Source organism: Lysinibacillus sphaericus (genome assembly GCF_015844675.1).
Lineage (GTDB): Bacteria > Bacillota > Bacilli > Bacillales_A > Planococcaceae > Lysinibacillus > Lysinibacillus sphaericus_E.
This window is the reverse complement of the sequence record NZ_LDGC01000087.1, coordinates 12710-31056: the sequence shown is the minus strand read 5'-3', so window position 1 is coordinate 31056 and position 18347 is coordinate 12710. Positions and strand designations below refer to the sequence as shown.

Annotated in this window: 21 protein-coding genes and 1 pseudogene; 16 read left to right on the top strand and 6 right to left on the bottom strand. The window is 37.5% G+C overall.

Annotated elements, in window-relative coordinates; genetic code table 11:
• The first annotated feature begins 98 nt into the window (after window positions 1–98).
• From ABE34_RS20770 to ABE34_RS20730, 9 genes and pseudogenes are all read left to right on the top strand, one after another.
• Complete coding sequence (locus ABE34_RS20770; protein WP_241747027.1) at window positions 99–386, top strand: group-specific protein; 288 nt, start codon at window positions 99–101, stop codon at window positions 384–386.
• A 7-nt stretch (window positions 387–393) separates the two neighbouring features.
• Window positions 394–896, top strand: a pseudogene (locus ABE34_RS20765) (RNA polymerase sigma factor).
• Complete coding sequence (locus ABE34_RS20760; RefSeq protein WP_197144349.1) at window positions 889–1137, top strand: hypothetical protein; 249 nt, start codon at window positions 889–891, stop codon at window positions 1135–1137. The pseudogene ABE34_RS20765 and the gene ABE34_RS20760 overlap by 8 nt, the downstream one beginning before the upstream one ends.
• A gap of 216 nt (window positions 1138–1353) precedes the next feature.
• Complete coding sequence (locus tag ABE34_RS20755) at window positions 1354–3009, top strand: sensor domain-containing diguanylate cyclase (RefSeq protein WP_197144348.1); 1656 nt, start codon at window positions 1354–1356, stop codon at window positions 3007–3009.
• A gap of 28 nt (window positions 3010–3037) precedes the next feature.
• On the top strand, window positions 3038–3835 hold the full coding sequence (locus ABE34_RS20750) for a nucleotidyltransferase domain-containing protein (protein WP_197144347.1): 798 nt from the start codon (window positions 3038–3040) through the stop codon (window positions 3833–3835).
• 38 nt (window positions 3836–3873) lie between these two features.
• A complete protein-coding gene (locus ABE34_RS20745) occupies window positions 3874–4059 on the top strand; it encodes a YpzG family protein (RefSeq protein WP_430982176.1) in 186 nt (61 codons plus the stop codon).
• A 228-nt stretch (window positions 4060–4287) separates the two neighbouring features.
• Entirely contained in the window at window positions 4288–5070 is a 783-nt protein-coding gene (locus ABE34_RS20740; protein ID WP_197144346.1) for a YwqG family protein, read from the top strand.
• 13 nt (window positions 5071–5083) lie between these two features.
• The gene (locus ABE34_RS20735) at window positions 5084–5557 is read left to right on the top strand and encodes a hypothetical protein (RefSeq protein WP_197144345.1); all 474 of its coding nucleotides are present in this window, start codon (window positions 5084–5086) and stop codon (window positions 5555–5557) included.
• Window positions 5558–5696: 139 nt separating this feature from the next.
• Window positions 5697–6035, top strand: a complete 339-nt coding sequence (locus ABE34_RS20730) for a cupin domain-containing protein (RefSeq protein WP_197144344.1) — start codon at window positions 5697–5699, stop codon at window positions 6033–6035.
• A 45-nt stretch (window positions 6036–6080) separates the two neighbouring features.
• On the opposite strand, the gene ABE34_RS20725 is transcribed toward ABE34_RS20730, so the two are convergent.
• Window positions 6081–6569 (bottom strand): GNAT family N-acetyltransferase, encoded by a 489-nt coding sequence (locus tag ABE34_RS20725; protein ID WP_197144343.1) that lies wholly within the window; start codon window positions 6567–6569, stop codon window positions 6081–6083.
• Window positions 6570–6637: 68 nt separating this feature from the next.
• Between ABE34_RS20725 and ABE34_RS20720 the strand changes: the two genes are divergently transcribed.
• Window positions 6638–7066 (top strand): NUDIX hydrolase, encoded by a 429-nt coding sequence (locus ABE34_RS20720; RefSeq protein ID WP_197144342.1) that lies wholly within the window; start codon window positions 6638–6640, stop codon window positions 7064–7066.
• A gap of 59 nt (window positions 7067–7125) precedes the next feature.
• On the opposite strand, the gene ABE34_RS20715 is transcribed toward ABE34_RS20720, so the two are convergent.
• Window positions 7126–8289, bottom strand: a complete 1164-nt coding sequence (locus ABE34_RS20715; RefSeq protein ID WP_197144341.1) for an aminotransferase class I/II-fold pyridoxal phosphate-dependent enzyme — start codon at window positions 8287–8289, stop codon at window positions 7126–7128.
• A 2-nt stretch (window positions 8290–8291) separates the two neighbouring features.
• Window positions 8292–9407 (bottom strand): methionine biosynthesis PLP-dependent protein, encoded by a 1116-nt coding sequence (locus ABE34_RS20710; protein WP_197144340.1) that lies wholly within the window; start codon window positions 9405–9407, stop codon window positions 8292–8294.
• Between the two features lie 233 nt (window positions 9408–9640).
• Here ABE34_RS20710 and ABE34_RS20705 point away from each other — a divergent pair, with 233 nt between their 5' ends.
• A complete protein-coding gene (locus ABE34_RS20705) occupies window positions 9641–10147 on the top strand; it encodes a short-chain dehydrogenase (protein ID WP_197144339.1) in 507 nt (168 codons plus the stop codon).
• 69 nt (window positions 10148–10216) lie between these two features.
• Here the strand turns inward: ABE34_RS20705 and mscL are convergent, their stop codons facing one another.
• A complete protein-coding gene (mscL, locus tag ABE34_RS20700) occupies window positions 10217–10606 on the bottom strand; it encodes a large conductance mechanosensitive channel protein MscL (RefSeq protein WP_197144338.1) in 390 nt (129 codons plus the stop codon).
• Window positions 10607–10777: 171 nt separating this feature from the next.
• Between mscL and ABE34_RS20695 the strand changes: the two genes are divergently transcribed.
• Complete coding sequence (locus ABE34_RS20695; RefSeq protein WP_197144337.1) at window positions 10778–11476, top strand: lytic transglycosylase domain-containing protein; 699 nt, start codon at window positions 10778–10780, stop codon at window positions 11474–11476.
• A gap of 45 nt (window positions 11477–11521) precedes the next feature.
• Window positions 11522–11755 carry a hypothetical protein gene (locus tag ABE34_RS20690; RefSeq protein WP_197144336.1) on the top strand — a complete coding sequence of 78 codons (234 nt, stop codon included), beginning with the start codon at window positions 11522–11524 and terminating at the stop codon, window positions 11753–11755.
• Window positions 11756–12086: 331 nt separating this feature from the next.
• Here ABE34_RS20690 and ABE34_RS20685 read toward each other — a convergent pair whose 3' ends face one another.
• On the bottom strand, window positions 12087–12344 hold the full coding sequence (locus tag ABE34_RS20685) for a GlsB/YeaQ/YmgE family stress response membrane protein (RefSeq protein WP_079562065.1): 258 nt from the start codon (window positions 12342–12344) through the stop codon (window positions 12087–12089).
• A 216-nt stretch (window positions 12345–12560) separates the two neighbouring features.
• Window positions 12561–13106, bottom strand: coding sequence for a cysteine hydrolase family protein (locus ABE34_RS20680; RefSeq protein WP_197144335.1), 546 nt, complete (start codon window positions 13104–13106; stop codon window positions 12561–12563).
• Between the two features lie 422 nt (window positions 13107–13528).
• Between ABE34_RS20680 and ABE34_RS20675 the strand changes: the two genes are divergently transcribed.
• The 3 genes from ABE34_RS20675 (at window position 13529) to ilvD (ending at window position 18037) form a co-directional block, all read left to right on the top strand.
• On the top strand, window positions 13529–14704 hold the full coding sequence (locus tag ABE34_RS20675; RefSeq protein ID WP_197144334.1) for an amino acid deaminase/aldolase: 1176 nt from the start codon (window positions 13529–13531) through the stop codon (window positions 14702–14704).
• On the top strand, window positions 14692–16014 hold the full coding sequence (locus ABE34_RS20670; RefSeq protein WP_197144333.1) for a D-arabinono-1,4-lactone oxidase: 1323 nt from the start codon (window positions 14692–14694) through the stop codon (window positions 16012–16014). Before ABE34_RS20675 ends, ABE34_RS20670 begins: the two co-directional genes overlap by 13 nt.
• A 352-nt stretch (window positions 16015–16366) precedes the next feature.
• Window positions 16367–18037 carry a dihydroxy-acid dehydratase gene (gene ilvD, locus ABE34_RS20665; RefSeq protein ID WP_197144332.1) on the top strand — a complete coding sequence of 557 codons (1671 nt, stop codon included), beginning with the start codon at window positions 16367–16369 and terminating at the stop codon, window positions 18035–18037.
• Window positions 18038–18347 lie beyond the last annotated feature (310 nt).

Genomic DNA, 18347 nt, shown 5'->3' with positions numbered 1-18347 from the left:
GATTTTATGGAAATTGGATGGTTAGTGTCTCTTATTGTTGGCGGCATCATGATGGTAGTAATCATAGTGATTGGTATTGCCATGGGGTAAAATATACTGTGCGTGAAAATGGAAAAATTAACTACAAAAAATCAACTGTTTTTTTACGCTGGAACGTGTTTGATACATTAACGCTTGTCTTAGCTATTTATACGATACTTTGTGTGCAGGCATTAAATATTCTCGTGTCTTCTGGCAAAACAATTGAAAATTCATATGTACAGTTTTTTACAAACCAATCGCAAGCATGGGTCATTGTAACAGTCGTATATTTAGTTTCACGTGTGTCTATGACATTGAAGGCCATTAAGGCTCATTGGGGGGATGAGCTAGATGATAAGCAATGAAGAGTGGATGGAGGCCTATAAAAACGGCGAAGTCGAGGGCTTTGAACACCTCTATAGTCGTTTGTATGAGCCATTGTACTGCTTTTTATTTCGCTATACTCGGGAAGATCAGCTAAGCATTGATATTGTCAAGATACCTTTGAGCGTTTACAATATATAAAAGAAGATTTTGACCAGCAAAAGGGTACGGTGAAAGCATTTTTATTTCAAATTGCTTATCGCTTAATGATAAATAAATTGAATCGGCGCAAAAAATGGCGCACGCTCTTCCCGTTTTTAGTACCGACGTCCAGTCATCGAATGTCTGCTGACGAGAAATTAACGATACAAGAAGCGATACTTCAATTATCCGAAAAGCAACGAGCAGTTATTTTGCTCGTTTACTATCATGATTTGCCACAGGAGGAAATTGCACAAATTTTGTCCATTCCACTTGGTACAGTTAAATCAAGGCTACATAATGCGATAAAGACTTTAAAGGAAGAGCTAAAGGAGGATTTCGATGCTTAAGGATGAATTTCGAAAGGAACAATGGTTAAAAGACAGCTTAGATCAAGATAAAGTGGAGATTCCTAAGCAGCTAATGACATACAAGAAAAGTCGCTGGCAACGTTTTCTTCAATATTTAGCTTCACCAACGAAGGATCCGTTAGAGCCGATATGTACATCTTCAGTCGGCTATACTTCTTTGAAAATAGTGCCCATTGTTGCTGCTGTATTTATTACAATTCTCCAAATTTTATTGCAATAATTTTTATCAACTAAGCAATTGTACCGTGGCATAATTGCCGCTGTCGCTACAAAAAACATCTGTAACTGCCGTTTCACTTACGTTACATGAAACATTTGCTGAAAGAAGTTAAATTTCTCACTGCCACAATCATTCGGTTGTGGTATTTTTAATGAATAAAATACTATTTATCGCCCATTTTCAGGAAATATTTAGATTAATTTGGAGGTTAGTGCTTTGAGGGTTTTGAAAAAATTTCCACGACCAAATACGATAAAAGGTCAGCTTCATCGAGCGCTTTTATGGATTACTTTTATTATTGGTCTATGTATTTTTATTCCAACGCTTTACATTGAATATCGGCAAACTATACAGCATCAGAATGAAGAGATGACACATTATTTGGATGCTCAAACATATTTTTTTGAAAGCTGGTTATCAGAACGATCCAGTGATATACATACAATAGCTAATTTAGATTTTGTAAAAAATTATAATTATGAAAAATCGCAAGCTTTTTTTCTAGATTTTAAAGAAAACACAGATTTTACAGACTTAATATTCGTTAATAAAGAAGGTATCGTACAATTTGATACAGTTACTGAATATAGTACATCTGGTATTGGTGTTGGAATGGATGTAAAGAATCGTAAGTATTTTCAGGTTGCTAAAAAATCGAAACAACCATATATAACAGATATTTTAATTAGTAAAGTTACGAATAAGCCTATTCTTGCATTTGCTTCACCGATTTTAAATGCACAACAACAATTCAATGGTGTAGTTTTTGGTGCAGTAAATTTAGATACAATCGATCAACTGCTACATGAATCAAGGGTTGGCTTTTTAGGAAAAGCTTATATTATAGATCAGAAAGGTACTATGCTCACAGAATTTAATAATAAACAGCAACGGACTTCTAGCAATTATTTAGTGGATAAGCATATCCTGAACGCAGCTAAAAAAAATGCAATAAGTGACCTAGATCTTTATAAAGATGCGAATAATAAGCGAGTTCTTGCAAAAAGTAAGCCTATAAATGAAGGCAAATGGTTTATCATCTCAGAAATAGGTCTGTTGGAGGCGTATCAACCATTAATCATTAGAATTTTATTGATAACCTTTTGTTTAGTCGTAGGTTCGTTTTTTACGATTAAAATGATGTTACATCTTTCTAAAAAAATTGAAGAACCAATTCAACAACTTCTTACAGGCGTTAGACGAGTAGAACAAGGATTTTATGATTATCAAATAGATGAACAACAGCTAGCACCTTATGCACATGAATTTCAGGAGCTCTGTTCGTCCTTCAACGAAATGAGTGCTAAGGTGAAAACGGATACAATCTTACTGAAAGAATTATCAGTTACTTGTCAGTTGACGAAGCTGTATAATCGCCGTTTTTTGATTGAACATGGGGAGCTTGTTTTTCAGAAATGTTTAGAGGAACAAAACCATTGTTCATGTATAGCGATTGATATTGATTTTTTCAAAAAGGTCAATGATACATATGGGCATTTAATCGGTGATGAAGTTCTAAAACACGTCGCAAATATCATTACAAATTCTGTGCGAAGAATCGACATTATTACAAGATATGGGGGAGAGGAGTTTGTCATTTTATCTCCAAATACTACGTTAGAGAGCGCAGTAAAGATAGCGGAAAGAGTTCGAAAGCATGTTGAACATCATCCTTATTATGCGGATGAAGTTGAGATCAATGTGACAGTGAGTATTGGTATCGCAGGGTACGGTCATTCTAAAAACATTTCAACATTTTATGAGTTACTTGACAAGGCGGATCAAGCACTTTATATTGCAAAGGAAAGCGGTCGAAACCAACTGAGAGTATGTGATCATACAGGTAAAGTTGATACAAGCCGGATGCTTTAGAAGACTAAAATTGGAAAGTGGTATTTACATGAAGGAAATTATACTAAGTAAATTAAAAGAAATTGAAAAAGAGTATCAAGTGAAAATTTTATATGCAGTAGAATCAGGTAGTCGTGCTTGGGGATTTCCTTCCAAGGATAGTGATTATGATGTTCGTTTCATATATATTCATCAACCTCAGTGGTATCTTTCAATTGACCCTCAAGGTATTGGTGCTAAGAGGGATGTTATAGAAGTACCTATTAATGATTTGTTGGATATTAGTGGATGGGAAATAACAAAGGCATTAAGGCTATTTCGCAAAAGTAATCCACCGCTATTAGAATGGTTACGAAGCAATATAGTGTACGACCAACAGTATTCATTTATTGACAATGTACTATTATTGGAAAGTGAAGTATTTTATCCAAATTCAAGTGTATATCACTATTTAAACATGGCAAAAACCAATTATCGAGAGTATTTACAGGGATCAGAAGTGAAAATAAAAAAATATTTTTATGTCCTAAGACCAATTTTAGCATGTAAATGGATAGAGACAAACAATACGGTTCCACCAATTGATTTTCAGGAATTGTTAAATGCAATTATTTCTGAAGGTCCTTTAAAAACCGAAATTGAGCAACTTTTGAAGAGGAAAATGGTTGGTGACGAACTAAATATGGAGCCGCGTATTGAAAGTATTAATGAGTATTTAGATAAAGAAATAGAGCATATTGAGGCATACTGTAAAAATCTCCACGTTAAAGTCGATGATCCTACACAAAAATTAGATGCGTTATTTAGAAGTACATTGCAAGAAGTATGGGGATCGAAAACTGAATAATTTTAAATCGCAAGGTCATACTAAAAAAGGTTTCACTTATGAAATCTATATTGATGAGGAGGATGGCGCGAATGAGTAGGTTCGAACATTTAGACCCAAAATCTCAAAAAATCCACCGCAACTGGTCAAGGATTAAGCATTCAAAATCTCAAGTAAATGGTGAAACGGAGATTACTCTCCATAACCGTATCTTGAGAAGTGAAGCAAAAGCCCGACAGTTTTAATCATGCTAGAAAAGTAAGTGTCATCAAGCCCAGAACATATTCTGGGTTTTTTTGTTGTTTACGGGGCTTTTCATTCTTGTTCTGATAAAATGAAAATATGTAAAATAAAGACAATTTCAGGAGGAGAAAGTAAATGAGTAGCGTAGAAAAAATAAAGAAGGAATTAAAGGAATTTGGCTTAGAGCATAAAACGGAGGAATTATTACCTCTCGCAAAAGAATCCATCGAATGATGGTAAATCAAATACCTGAAGAAAAAATACAGATTGGCGGCTCAAAAGTTGGTGGCTGTCCGAATGTACCATCTGATTTCTCATGGCCACATACAAACGACAATAGACCGCTGTATTTTCTTTGCCAACTAAATCTAGCTGAAATCAAGGCATATGATACAAACAGCTTATTACCTGTGGATGGTGTGCTTTCCTTTTTCTATGATGCTGTCGAGCAACCTTGGGGGTACGACCCGAAAGATCATGATGGCTTTAAAGTTTTCTATTTCTCTCAAGATACTAGTAGCCTGAATAGAATGGAAATTCCCGTATCATTACTCGAGCATGGTAACATCGACAGTGCGACGCTACAATTTAAGAATGAATTGACACTTCCATCTTGGGAATCGCCATACTCGATGTATTTAGAAGAGATATTAAGTGAAGAAGAAGCTGATAGCTACAGAGATTTTGAATACGAGTGGATGGAGGAAGATGATTTGTCTATGGCTACTCATCGCATAGACGGTTATCCAGATGCGATTCAAGGTGATATGTATTTAGAATGTCAACTGGTGACAAATGGTTTATATTGTGGAGACTCAACAGGATATGACGATCCTTTACGTAAGGAATTAGAGGCAGGCGCAACTGATTGGCGATTATTACTCCAATTTGATACAGAGGAAGATCTAGGGCTTATGTGGGGCGATAGTGGCAGATTGTACTACTGGATACGTGAGGAAGATTGTAAAAATAAACAATTTGATAAAGCGTGGGTAGTATTACAGTGTTTTTAAAGGAGGGTGATGAATGCGAGATATTACATTTATTCAAAACTATTTAACGAATCCTGATGATGAAAAATTAGCGGAACACGTTTTTTGGATTGACTGGTGTGAAGACAATGCTGATATTGTCCAATATAGCGAGAAACTATTAAACACAGGGAAGTTAACGTATGAGCATGTTGTAAACGATGATAGAGGTGTTGATTTAAATATTATCTATGGTGATAAAAAATCTCTTGTGGTGATGGGGGCGGATGATAGCTGTGATCCAACTATCATTGCCTTAAACGAGATTTTACAGGCTGATTATGAAATACGCATGTGGATGGAATCAATAGGCTCAGATACATTAGGCTTTGTTTTCCTAACACCTGATGAATGGTTAAACCTTGAACAGCAATTCGGATTAGAAAAAGTAAAAGAGTATTTTATGAGTATCACTGCTGAAACAAAAATATTCCGACTTACCTATGAAGATGTCGAGCAGCTATTGTAACATCATTAAAATAAGGTTGGAAAAAAAGCTTTGAAAATAAGCTACATGATAATGAATATATAGACATTGTTTTAATGTATAAAATGGTTCGCAAATAATAATTTTGGCTTTTATTAAGAGAAAGGAGCATGTAAATTACATGGAAAAATATAATTTCACACAAGAATTGGCCAATAAAATTAATAATTATCAATCGATTGATGCTTTTTATACGAAAATCATGAAGACTGTGGAGCCTGCTAATATGGGCTTCATTTATATAGAACCTGGTGGTGTTGTTGGGATGCACGAGGCGCCTGTACCACAGTTGTTTATTGTCATTCAAGGAGAAGGATGGGCTTGTAGTGAGGATCAAGAGAAAATAATTTTAAAGACTGGGGAAGGTGTTCTTTGGCAAACAGGAGAGGCCCATGAATCTGGGAGTCATTCAGGCTTAACAGCACTTGTTATCCAATCTGAGCAAATCCATCTTGCATAGTTTACATATAAAATGTGTAACGGAGTAAGTTTTAACTCCGTTACACTAAGCATTTAGTGATAAGCTAAGTTTAACTGTCTTCAATAAGTGGCCATCAAATAAATCGTCAAATTCTTCTGTTTTTTTAAAGCCCTTTGCCTCGTAAAAGTTCATACCAATCGTATTTTCCTTTTCTACACAAACTAAAAGTGACGTTAAATCTGGAAGCATTTTGATCCCTTCCTGTAATAAGGCTGTACCAATGCCTTTGCCTTGAGTTTCAGGAAGTAAATATATTGAGAAAAGCTCTGCCTTTCCATCTACAACATTTGAAAAATTTGCAAAGCCTACGATCGATTCTTCAAATATAGCAACTAAAAATAAACTATTTTCCAAACGACTTAACAATCGGTCTCTACTATAAGCAGCTTGTAAAAAACGATCTTGAACCTCGCGAGGGATAATTCCTTCATATGTTTGGTGCCAACTTTTTTTGGCAATTTCTTGCACAGAAATGATGTCATTCTTTTGCATATATCGTATAATTGAACTCAATACTTTTCACCTGCAATTCCAATTTTTCTATTTATTGTAACATAAATCACGAGAAGGGGGATGACTTCATGCAAGTTGTTGAAAAAGCATTTGGCTATATTACGAGAGAGCATGAGGGTCAGTTACAAGTGCTAGTATTTGAGCAAAATACAGAAGGAGCAGGGATTCAGATTCCGAAAGGCACGGTAGAGGAAGAGGAAACACCGCTAGAAGCAGTAACTCGGGAAATGTTTGAGGAGACGGGGTTAGACTATTTAGTAGTGAAGGGGTTAATTGCCCAAGATTATTTTAATCATCATTCAGGGGTATTACAAAAGCGTTATTTTTATCATTTAACGGCAAATGAAAAACGAGATTCGTGGAAGCATTGTCCGACAGGTGTAAACGAGGCAGACTTAGAATTTTCATTTTACTGGATATCAGATGAACAAGAAGTAACGCTAGCGAATGGACATGGAGATTATTTATATCGAGTACTAGCTCGTGTGAACAATTGAATCATCTAGAAGGTCAAAAAACAAACGCGTTTCCAAATTTAGGAAACGCGTTTGTTTTATTATATTGTCTTTGCGGCAACCTCTAATGCTTGAGCGAAATCCGCGATCAGATCGTCAACATGCTCAAGCCCTACTGAGAAACGTAATAAACCATCAGTAATACCACGTTTTGCACGTTCCTCAGGCTCCATTGCTGCATGACTCATTTTAGCAGGGTAGGATAAAATCGATTCTACGCCACCTAGAGAGACAGCGAACACCGGAATTTTCATCGCTTCTACAAGTGCTTTTGCAGCTTCATAGTTTGGGAGGCGGAAGGATAATACTGCACCTGTACTAGTTGACTGATTTTGATGAATCTCATAACCAGGATGTGATGCAAGCCCAGGGTAGTATACTTGCTCGACAAGAGCATTTGTGTCTAAAAACTCCGCAATCTTTTGTGCCGATTGAGTAGATCGACTAAAACGCACATCTGTTGTTTTCATGTTTTGCAATAAAGTAAAGCAGTCCTGTACACCTAATATATTGCCGAATGAATTTTGGATAAAGTAAAGGTCCTGACCAATCTTTTCATCAGCAGTGACTGTTAATCCTGCAATAATATCGGAATGCCCAGATAAAAACTTTGTAGCACTATGAATAACAACATCGACACCTAGCTCGAGTGGACGTTGGTGTAAAGGTGTCATAAAAGTATTATCTAAAAACGTTAAGCAATTATGCTGCTTGGCAAGTGCAACTACTCCACGAATATCTGTGATGCCAAGTGTTGGATTCGATGGTGTTTCCATATAGAGTAGCTTTGTAGCTGGTGTAATGGCAGCTTCTATCGCCGCTAAATCTGTGAAATCGACGAAAGTATGAGAAATACCGAAGCGTGGTAAGACTTTTGAGACGAAGCGGTATGTTCCTCCATAAACATCCTCTGTAATGACTATATGATCACCCTGAGATAATAGCATTAATGCTGCAGATACTGCGGCAATTCCAGAAGAATATGCATGAGCTCTGACCCCACCTTCAAGCTCTGCTACTGCGTTTTCTAATGCATCCCGCGTAGGGTTGCCGGAACGTGCATAATCGTATTCGCCGAATTCATCGATACGCTCCTGATGGAAAGTAGATGATAAATACATAGGTACATTGACGGCACCTTTTTTATTTTCATAGCCGTCACGAACACCTGCGTGAATTAAGCTTGTTTCAATATGCTGCTTCATTATTAAGCCTCTTTTCTAAGGATATCGAATACTTGTTTTAAATCCTCAATTAAATCTTCAGCTTCTTCAACGCCAATAGAGAAGCGGAGTAATCGGTCACAAACACCACGTTCAATACGCTCTTCGTAAGGCATATCTGCATGTGTTTGAGTAGCAGGATATGTAATAAAGCTTTCAACACCACCAAGACTTTCAGCGAATGTAATTAACTTCAAGTTTCGAAGGAATAGATCAATCCACTCGGCCTTTTTCAAGCGGAATGAAAGCATACCACCTTTTCCTGTGTAGAGCACGTCTGTTACAAGCTCTTCTTCCGCTAAATAGGCAGCAATTGCTTTTGCGTTTGCATCGTGCTGCTTTAATCGAAGATGCAATGTTTTTAATCCACGAATAAGTAACCAGGAATCCATGGGACCTAATACCATACCGCTACCATTGTGAATAAAGCCAATGCGTTCTGCTAATTCAGCACCCTTAGCGACAACTAAACCAGCTAACACATCATTATGACCGCCAATATATTTAGTTGCTGAATGAATGACAATGTCTGCACCTAATTCGATTGGACGTTGGAAATAAGGTGTATAGAACGTGTTATCGACAATTAACCATGCCCCATGCTTGTGAGCTAATTCCGCATATATTTGCAAATCAAATTCCTGCATAAGCGGATTTGTCGGCGTTTCAATGAATAGAGCACGCGTATTGTCGGTGATTAGTGCTTCTACCTGTTCAACCGATTCGAATTTTGAGTAGACAGGTTTAATATTATATGTTTCTTCAAAGAAATTAAAAAGTCGATATGTACCACCATATAAATCATCAGGCACCACTAATTCATCCCCAGGTTTAAACAATGATAAAACTAATTGAATCGCCGCCATACCAGAGCTACAGGCAAAGCCCATATCTCCGCCCTCTAAATCCGCAATTCCGGCTTCTAATAGGGCACGAGTTGGATTTTTTGTTCGTGTGTAATCAAAACCAGTGGATTCACCGATACCTGTATGCTTGTAAGCTGTCGATAAATGGATCGGAGGGTTAACAGCACCTGTTAACGGATCACTTAAATTGCCAAGTTGTACAAGTTTTGTTTCAATACTTCTGCTGTTTGTCATGTCGTCACTCTTTTCTTCATCATAATAATGGGGAATCAAAATATCTAAAAGATTAGAACTTCTTGTCCCAATATTCTAAATAGTAGTTACCAATTTAACATGTATACTAAAGAAGAACAAGGTGATTTCAGAAAATTAGAGAGATTGTTTAAATTTAATCATCTAGGAATAGTAGGAGATAAGTGAGGGAGAAAAATTAATTAAAAAATTGGATAGTAATAGGTGGGACAGGAATGCTAAAGGATGTTTCTTTAAGGCTTATACAGCAAGGTAATCATGTAACTGTTATCGGGAGACAACAAAAGAAAATGCAAAATTTGATAAATGAAGTTAAAAATGATTTGAAATTGTCACCTAAATTAGTTGATTATACGAATTACAATCGCTTTAAATTGGCATTAACAGAGCCTCAGCAAAATAATGGAACATTTGATTGTATGATTGCTTGGATTCATGGCTCTGATAAAAGAGTTCGGGAGTCACTGTTAGAAGCAATTCCTACTACAGAAAATATGATTTTATACCATATAAAAGGGAGTAGCTCTTTCATAAAAAATGACGGTTATTTACCTTCTAATATAGTTTATCGAGAAGTGAAACTTGGGTTTGCCATTGAAAAGAACAACTCTTCAAGATGGCTAACAAATAGTGAAATTGCAAAAGGAATTATTGATGCAATAAAACAAGAAATACCGGAAAAACATGCGGGCGTATTTGAACCATGGAAATTGCGTCCTTAAATAAATCTCTTCAATAAAAAAGAATCTGCCCATTACCACGGTAATGGGCAGATTCTTTTTGAAAATGGTTTAAGCTTGTTCTTTTTTTAATAAATCTCGAATTTCTTTTAGAAGCTCTTCTTTAGAATCTAATTCTGGTGCCGGCTCTTCCACAACAGCCTCTTCTTTTTTACGAGATAGCTTGGTCATAATTCGTAATGCCATGAAAATTGCAAAGGCGATAATTAAAAAGTCAAGAATCGACTGTAAAAATACGCCTAACTGAATTTGCGCTTCACCTGAACCATACTTAAAGCTTTTTGTTAAATCAATACCACCAGTTAAGACACCGACTAATGGCATAATGATATTTTCAACTAAGGAGGTAACAATTTTACCGAAAGCACCACCGATTACTACTGCCACTGCTAGATCGACAATATTGCCTTTCATAGCAAACTCTTTAAAGTCTTTCCACAAAACAAATTCCTCCCTAAAAGTATCCATAAAATTAATCGAATTATATTTTACTATATTTTTCCCTATCTTTTCAACTACTAAAATAGTGGTAATTATATTCGGAAAAATCTACTACAAATAACGGTAATTTTGGTAAAATAGAAATAGCATTAGAGAGATTAGGTGTGACATATGGCGAATAAAAAGAAGAAAAAACAACCGAAGCTATCGCCTTCCGTTCAATTAGGCATGATAGCTTTACTAATACCAATTGCGATAACTGTTTGTGTTTTCGCCTTTTTTGCATGGAAGGAGCTACAAACATTAACTATATTTGAAAAATTAGCAAAGCAAAAAGAACTAGAAGAAATACAACAAAATTTCGATATGAACATTCCTGAGCAATATATTCCTATCTATGTAGCAGCGGAAGAGAAATACGATGTGCCTTGGACGCTGCTTGCCGCCCATCATCGAGTTGAAACACGATTTTCCTCAATGAGTTCGCTCGTTTCACCAGTTGGTGCAGAAGGACATTTACAATTTATGCCTTGTACATTTGTTGGATGGAAACATTCATCCTGCACGGGGTTAGGAAAAGGGGATATATCGAAGACTGAATTAATGAATCCAGAAATCATTCAAAAATATGGTGGATATGGAGTAGATGCGAATGGAGATGGTATAGCAGATCCTTATGATATTGAGGACGCTATATTTAGTGCCGCGAATTATTTATCGAAAAATGGTGCAGCAGATGGTCATATTCAGCAGGCGGTCTATACATACAATCACAGTGATGAATATGTTAATAAGGTATTACATTATTTCAATTTGTATAATGATTATCATGATGAGCTAAAAGAAGTAGTCCTATATAAAAAAAAGTAAACCAGCTTTATATTTGGTTGATTTGGAGTGGAGACTGGGGACTCCTTGGGGATTATCACATCCTGTGATAACGTCTTCGTGACCAACATCATGCCGCTGCCGCTTCGCTTTCGCGCAGATAAAACCCTGTCGCTGCGCTTTCGCACAAACAAAACCAAAACCCTATGCTGCCGCTACATTGCACTCATGCTTTTGCGCAAAAGACATCTGTTGGCCCGAGACCCTGGAGCGAGCATCGCGAGTGAAGCGGGAGGAACGAAGGCTAAAAGCATCACGTAACGCCTTCGTGACCAACATCCTGCTGCTGCCGCTACGTTGCACTCACGCTTTCGCGCAAAAGACACCGGTTGCCCCGACCCCCCCAGGAAGCTTTGCTCTGTGCGATAGCGTAGTGCTAACGTAGCGACAGCAAACGTTTTAACTGTGCGAAAGCGAAGCGTCAGCAACAACAAATGTTTTCTATAGCGAAAGCGAAGCGGCAGCTACAAAGCGCCCAGTCGGAACGGAAATCAACCACTCGTTTTCCCGAAGAGCCATTTTGTTTTTATGGACACAATTTTTTTCAACAATAAGTAAAGAGCCATCAAAATGATGGCTCTTTATTACATATTTAGGTTGCTTTACGCATACCTTTTAAAATAAGGCTTACGATGAAGATCAGCACGACAGCACCAATTAATGCTGGGAATACGTAAAAATTACTAACTCGCCAACCCCAGTTGCCAAGTACCATACTACCGATCCACGAACCGACAACCCCTGCAACAATATTTCCGATTATGCCGCCAGGTACATCTTTACCTAAAATTACGCCAGCTAACCAACCTAAAACTCCGCCGATGATTAAATACCAAATGAAGCTAATCATTTTTTTCATCTCCTTAAACTAAGATATAATGGCGATTGCTTAGTTATGCCCTGAATGGAGTATATTAAACGCGCCTCGCTTCTTTAGTAATTATTACAAATTCGTAAAAAGTTGTATCCCTATTTAGCTTATGTTAATACCTCACTTTTGTGCAAAAAACATCTGTAAGTGTTTTTAAGTAGCGTAGAAACTACAATTACGCCAAGGCGAAATGCATTACTTAATAACAGTTGCACCTAATGTGTGCTCAAAATGACGCAATGCCCATTCATGACCTGCAGCATCAAAACTTGCAACGCCATCTGCATAAATGATCGTTGAAATGCCCAAATTATAAGCATCAACCGCAGTGTGTAAAATACAAATATCAGTACAAACACCAACTAAATGAATTTCTTTAATCCCTCGCTCATTCAATAAAATCGATAAATTGGTTCCGGCAAATGCGCTATAACGCGTTTTATCGAGCCACATCACTTTATCTTTGTGAAGGTTATACAGTTCACCAACTTGCCCGTATAAATGGCGTCCTTTAGTGCCACGAATATTATGAGGAGGAAAGAGTTCGGTTTCAGGGTGGAATGGATCATCTTCCTCATGTAAATCATTCGCAAAAACAACAAATTCTTTTTCGGCAATAAATTGTTGAATTAAAGAAGAAATTTTTTGATCTAATGCTTGACCGGGCTCCCCACATGTTAGTTTTCCATCAGAAGCAACAAAATCATACGTATAATCAATTACTAATAAAGCCTTTTTCAACCTTTTCACACTCCTTATAGGTATAATTTCACTTATTATCATGCCATATTTGGGCCTGTTTGTCAGAAAAATGAATCAAATTTAATATTAAGAATAGTTTGAAAATTGATTTTTCTGAGCGTATAATGTGAAAAAAGGAGAGTGGACTATATGAATATGACAGCTATGAAACGTTTAAATCGCCAAGGATTTCTTATTGCAGGCTTGCATCTGCTAGTGTTATTAAATTTAGCAGCGGATTTTATATTCTCCTCGTAATCTCTTAAAAAATAGAAAGGTGAGTTAAATGCTTGTCCATTATTAAAACAACCGTGAAGGCATATTTTATTACATGTCCACGGTTGTTTTTTATTTGTCCTCATAGAATTTGCATAGAATCAATAGGAATTTCAAAGACAAAATACAAACAAAGGAGGGGTAGGATGACCACTAGATTTGATCGAGCGTTCCATGAACTAGAGCGTCCTTTTGCTTGGTTGGACTTTGATGCATTGGATCACAATATAGCGACTGTACATGACTCCTGTGGACAGAAAAATATACGTATTGCTACGAAATCGATTCGTTCTGTCGTGATATTACGCTATTTACAAAATAATCTCCCCAATGTGAAGGGATTTATGACATTTACTGCGGCAGAAACAATATTTTTACTTCAACAGGATTTGGATGATTTACTGCTCGGATATCCGGTGATGGAAGAGGCTGCTGTACGTCAGTTATTGCACTTCGTAAAGGCAGAAAAAACTGTCACGTTTATGGTCGATAGGTGGGAACATGTCCGATTTTTGGCGGAACTAGGGCGAGAGCTAGGCGTTCGTGTGCGAGTATGTATTGATATTAATGTATCCACTGATTTTAAGATGCTTTATTTTGGTACAAAACGCTCTTCACTCCATTCACTTGAGTCACTAACACCATTCCTCGAATATATTAAAAATCAGGCTTTTATTGAGGTAGTTGGAGCGATGGGTTACGAGGCTCAAATTGCAGGAGTTGGTAATCGTCCAGCTAATGCTGTGAAAGGAAAATTGATTGAAGCTATGCAATTGCAAGCTAAAAAGCAAGTTACTCAGTTTCGTAGATTAGCCATTGCACATATAAAAGCATATTTTCCAAAATTGCACTTTGTAAATGGTGGTGGTTCGGGAAGTATGGCATACACAGCACAGCAAAAGGAGGTAACGGAAATTACGGTTGGCTCTGCATTTTATGCACCTGCTTTATTCGACCAATTTACGCATTTACAGCTGGAAAAGGCAGCTGGATTTGCTTTAAGTGTCACAAGAAAGCCAGAAAAAAATATTGTTGTTTGTCACGGCGGAGGCTATATGGCGTCAGGGGCAGTTAGTGCTGATCGCTTACCGGTATTCTATGACCCAACCTTTTTTTCATATCTTAACCTAGAAGGCGCAGGAGAAGTTCAGACACCCGTTAAGGTAAAACATAAAAATGTTCATGTAGGGGACACGCTATATTTCCGACATGCGAAGGCTGGAGAACTTTGCGAAAGATTTCAAGAACTACATGGAGTTAGAGGGGACAAGTATGTAGGAGCTTATACAACCTATAGGGGGGATGGACAATGTTTTCTATAGATAAATGGAAAAATCGTGAGAAGTGGACAAACTGGGCAGGTAATGTAATCTCTTATCCATCTGAGATGTACTTACCTCAATCTATTGAAGAGGTTACAAATATCGTGGGACATGCACGTGAATTTGGAAAAACGATTCGTGTCACAGGTGCAGCTCACTCTTTTAGCGCTGTTGCGATGCCTGAGCATATAGCATTGTCTTTACATAATATGCGTGGGCTTATAGCGGTGAATGAAGCGAAACAAGAAGCGACACTTTGGGCAGGTACTTATTTATATGAAATTGGCCCACTACTTGCGAAGCATGGCTTTGCTCTAATAAATATGGGAGACATTCAAGAGCAAACGATTGCAGGAGCAGTGTCAACAGGGACTCATGGAACGGGCGTAACACTTGGGTCGTTATCCTCAGCTGTAACAAGATGGGGTTTTGTAGATGGTACAGGTACTTATAGGGAACATATGAGAGGAATGGATGATTTATCTGAAGCTTTACATGTTACATTAGGGATGCTTGGTGTACTTGTTAAAGTAACAATCAAGGTAATCCCTCTTTACAGTTTACATTATGTAAGCACAAGAGATACTTTAGCAAATGGGCTGGCGATATTTGCTGAAGATATTCGACAGCATCGACATGTTGAGTGGTTTTATTTCCCTAGTAGCGAAACAATTCAAGTAAAGCGTATGAACGCTGTAGCGCCTGTTTATCAAAGTGAATGGAGTAAAAGAATTGAAACATTGAAACTTCAAATAGTAGAGAACGGTGCTTTTTTTGCTATGTCAGAGCTTTGTAAATGGAAGCCATCGTTTAGTGGTGCTATTAGTAAGTTAGCAGCAGCAAATGTTGTAGAAGGGGAAAAAATGGGGATAAGCTATGAAATTTATCCATCACCACGCAGCGTAAAGTTCCAAGAAAGTGAATATGCTATCCCATTAACGCAATTTGAGTCATGTATGGAGGAGATCCATGCAACTTTTAAAAGTGGAATTTTTAATGTGCATTTTCCGTTAGAATGTCGGACAACTGCAGGTGAAGCAGGTTTTTTAAGTCCTACCCAAGGTCAAGAATCAGCGTTTATTGCCTTTCATATGTATAAAGGAATGCAGGAAGGGCCTTATTTTGAATGGGTCCATACGATGATGAAGAAATATAAGGGGCGACCACATTGGGGCAAACTAAATCATTTAACTGCTAATTATGTATATGAGCTATACCCGGATGTTGAAAAATTTTTAGCCATTCGAAGTCAATGTGATCCTGATAATGTGTTTTTGACAGGGTACTTAAGAAAAATATTTACATTATAAGCGCTATCTCTTTAATTGCAGTTCATCTCTTTTGAAAGATTAAGTAAAAATGTTAAAAGATTATTAAAAAAATTAAAATTTGAATGAAATGTCAAAATATTCACAGAAGCGAGATAAAAACGACAATTAGTCAGCATGAAAACGATTTCAAATTTTATGGATTTTTTAAATTGTTTAGACAATTCAAAAAATACTGTTGACGAGACCTTTTTTTCGTACTATGATAACAACAATTTAAAAAGTTCGTTACAGTAGTTAGTTGTCTTAGACAATTAACATATACGCAAAAATAAAATAGACAGAACATTTCGTATATAGCAACGAACATAGCAATAAATGAGGGGCGTTTAAAATGAGAAGTGACATGATTAAAGTAGGCGTAGATCGTGCGCCACATCGAAGTCTTTTATATGCAACAGGCAAAGTAAAAGCGAAAGATTTAGGCAAGCCATTTATCGGGGTTTGTAATTCTTACATCGACATTATACCAGGTCACGTTCATTTACGTACATTTGCTGATGTTGTCAAAGAGGCCATTATTGAAGCGGGTGGAATTCCATTCGAATTTAACACAATCGGTGTAGATGATGGTATTGCAATGGGGCATATTGGTATGCGTTACTCGTTACCAAGCCGTGAAATTATCGCAGACTCTGCTGAAACAGTTATTAATGCACACTGGTTTGATGGCGTATTTTATATTCCTAACTGTGACAAAATCACACCGGGGATGTTAATGGCAGCAGTTCGTACTAACGTACCATCAATATTCGTATCTGGTGGACCAATGGAGGCAGGTACTTCAGCTACTGGCAAGCAACTTTCATTAACTTCTGTTTTTGAAGGGGTAGGAGCTCTTAAATCAGGCAAAATGTCATCTGAAGAGCTGTTAGATATTGAAAACAATGCATGCCCAACATGTGGTTCATGTTCTGGAATGTTTACGGCAAACTCTATGAACTGCTTAATGGAAATGCTAGGAGTAGCTTTACCTGGTAATGGAACAATCGTCGCTACTTCTGATGAGCGTCATAAGCTTATAAAAGAAGCAGCTAAACAATTAGTCCGTATGGTTAAAGAGGACATCAAGCCTCGAGACATTATTACTAAAGAAGCAGTTGATGATGCATTTGCACTTGATATGGCGATGGGTGGTTCGACAAATACAGTCCTCCATACATTAGCAATCGCCAATGAAGCTGAAATCGATTATAACATTGAAGATATTAATAAAGTAGCAGAGCGTGTTCCGTATCTAGCGAAAATTATGCCTGCTTCAGATATTTCAATGGATGATATAAATAAAGCAGGTGGCGTTAGTGCCATTATTAATGAATTAGTATCTATTCCAGGTGCTATTCACCCAGATCGACCAACTGTTGCGGGAGTGACAATGGGCGAACTTGTAAAGGATTATCATATTACAAATGATGAAGTTATTCGTACGAAAGATAATCCTTATAGTCCAGTTGGTGGTTTATCGGTTTTATTTGGTAATATCGCGCCAGACGGTTCAGTTATTAAAGTAGGCGCTGTAGACCCTTCTATCAAAGTATTCAAAGGTGAAGCAATCGTCTTTGATTCACAGGATGCAGCACAGGAAAATATTGATAACGGAACGGTAAAAGAGGGTCATGTAGTCGTCATTCGCTATGAAGGACCAAAAGGTGGCCCTGGGATGCCTGAAATGCTAGCACCAACCTCTGCAATTCAAGGTCGCGGTCTTGGTACAAAGGTTGCGTTAATTACGGATGGACGTTTCTCCGGTGCATCTCGCGGTATTTCAATCGGACATATTTCACCAGAGGCAGCAGAAGGCGGTCCTATCGCTTTAGTAGAGAATGGCGATGTGATCACAATTGATCTACCAAATCGTACGATCAATTTAGAAGTTTCAGATGAAGTATTAGCGGAGCGCCGTGCAAATTTACCGGTATTTGAACCGAAAATTAAGCGTGGTTGGCTAGCAAGATATTCAAAATTAGTAACAAGCGCTTCTACAGGTGGCGTTATGAAAATTTAACTTCTTTCAGAAGTTAAAGCCTCCGGCGGATGTCATGGAATCGGAAAGGAGTTCTTTGTGCAAGCACAAAGCCGATTCCAGACGCAATTATGCCAAGGCACAATTGAAAAAGATAAAACGTTGATGAGGTTAAAGGTTCTAGAGCCTTGTATCTACCAGAGAGCCGGTCGTGCTGGAAGCCGGCGATACAACTAGATCCGACATCCCCTCGGAGTGAGCTATTAAACGCGTGTACGCAATTAGATAGCTCCGGGCATAATCGAAAGTGCTCGTTAATAATGAATAAATGATTTATGACATCGTTCGTTTT

What these genes read in the sequence shown, in the direction of transcription:
- ABE34_RS20735 (WP_197144345.1), top strand. Translation starts at nt 5,084, where the DNA reads ATGCGAGATATTACATTTATTCAAAACTATTTAACGAATCCTGATGAT.
- ilvD (WP_197144332.1), top strand. Translation starts at nt 16,367, where the DNA reads ATGAGAAGTGACATGATTAAAGTAGGCGTAGATCGTGCGCCACATCGA.
- ABE34_RS20675 (WP_197144334.1), top strand. Translation starts at nt 13,529, where the DNA reads ATGACCACTAGATTTGATCGAGCGTTCCATGAACTAGAGCGTCCTTTT.
- ABE34_RS20760 (WP_197144349.1), top strand. Translation starts at nt 889, where the DNA reads ATGCTTAAGGATGAATTTCGAAAGGAACAATGGTTAAAAGACAGCTTA.
- ABE34_RS20710 (WP_197144340.1), bottom strand. Translation starts at nt 9,407, where the DNA reads ATGACAAACAGCAGAAGTATTGAAACAAAACTTGTACAACTTGGCAAT.
- ABE34_RS20730 (WP_197144344.1), top strand. Translation starts at nt 5,697, where the DNA reads ATGGAAAAATATAATTTCACACAAGAATTGGCCAATAAAATTAATAAT.
- ABE34_RS20715 (WP_197144341.1), bottom strand. Translation starts at nt 8,289, where the DNA reads ATGAAGCAGCATATTGAAACAAGCTTAATTCACGCAGGTGTTCGTGAC.
- ABE34_RS20750 (WP_197144347.1), top strand. Translation starts at nt 3,038, where the DNA reads ATGAAGGAAATTATACTAAGTAAATTAAAAGAAATTGAAAAAGAGTAT.
- ABE34_RS20670 (WP_197144333.1), top strand. Translation starts at nt 14,692, where the DNA reads ATGTTTTCTATAGATAAATGGAAAAATCGTGAGAAGTGGACAAACTGG.
- ABE34_RS20740 (WP_197144346.1), top strand. Translation starts at nt 4,288, where the DNA reads ATGATGGTAAATCAAATACCTGAAGAAAAAATACAGATTGGCGGCTCA.
- ABE34_RS20745 (WP_430982176.1), top strand. Translation starts at nt 3,874, where the DNA reads ATGAAATCTATATTGATGAGGAGGATGGCGCGAATGAGTAGGTTCGAA.
- ABE34_RS20720 (WP_197144342.1), top strand. Translation starts at nt 6,638, where the DNA reads ATGCAAGTTGTTGAAAAAGCATTTGGCTATATTACGAGAGAGCATGAG.
- ABE34_RS20705 (WP_197144339.1), top strand. Translation starts at nt 9,641, where the DNA reads ATGCTAAAGGATGTTTCTTTAAGGCTTATACAGCAAGGTAATCATGTA.
- ABE34_RS20695 (WP_197144337.1), top strand. Translation starts at nt 10,778, where the DNA reads ATGGCGAATAAAAAGAAGAAAAAACAACCGAAGCTATCGCCTTCCGTT.
- ABE34_RS20685 (WP_079562065.1), bottom strand. Translation starts at nt 12,344, where the DNA reads ATGATTAGCTTCATTTGGTATTTAATCATCGGCGGAGTTTTAGGTTGG.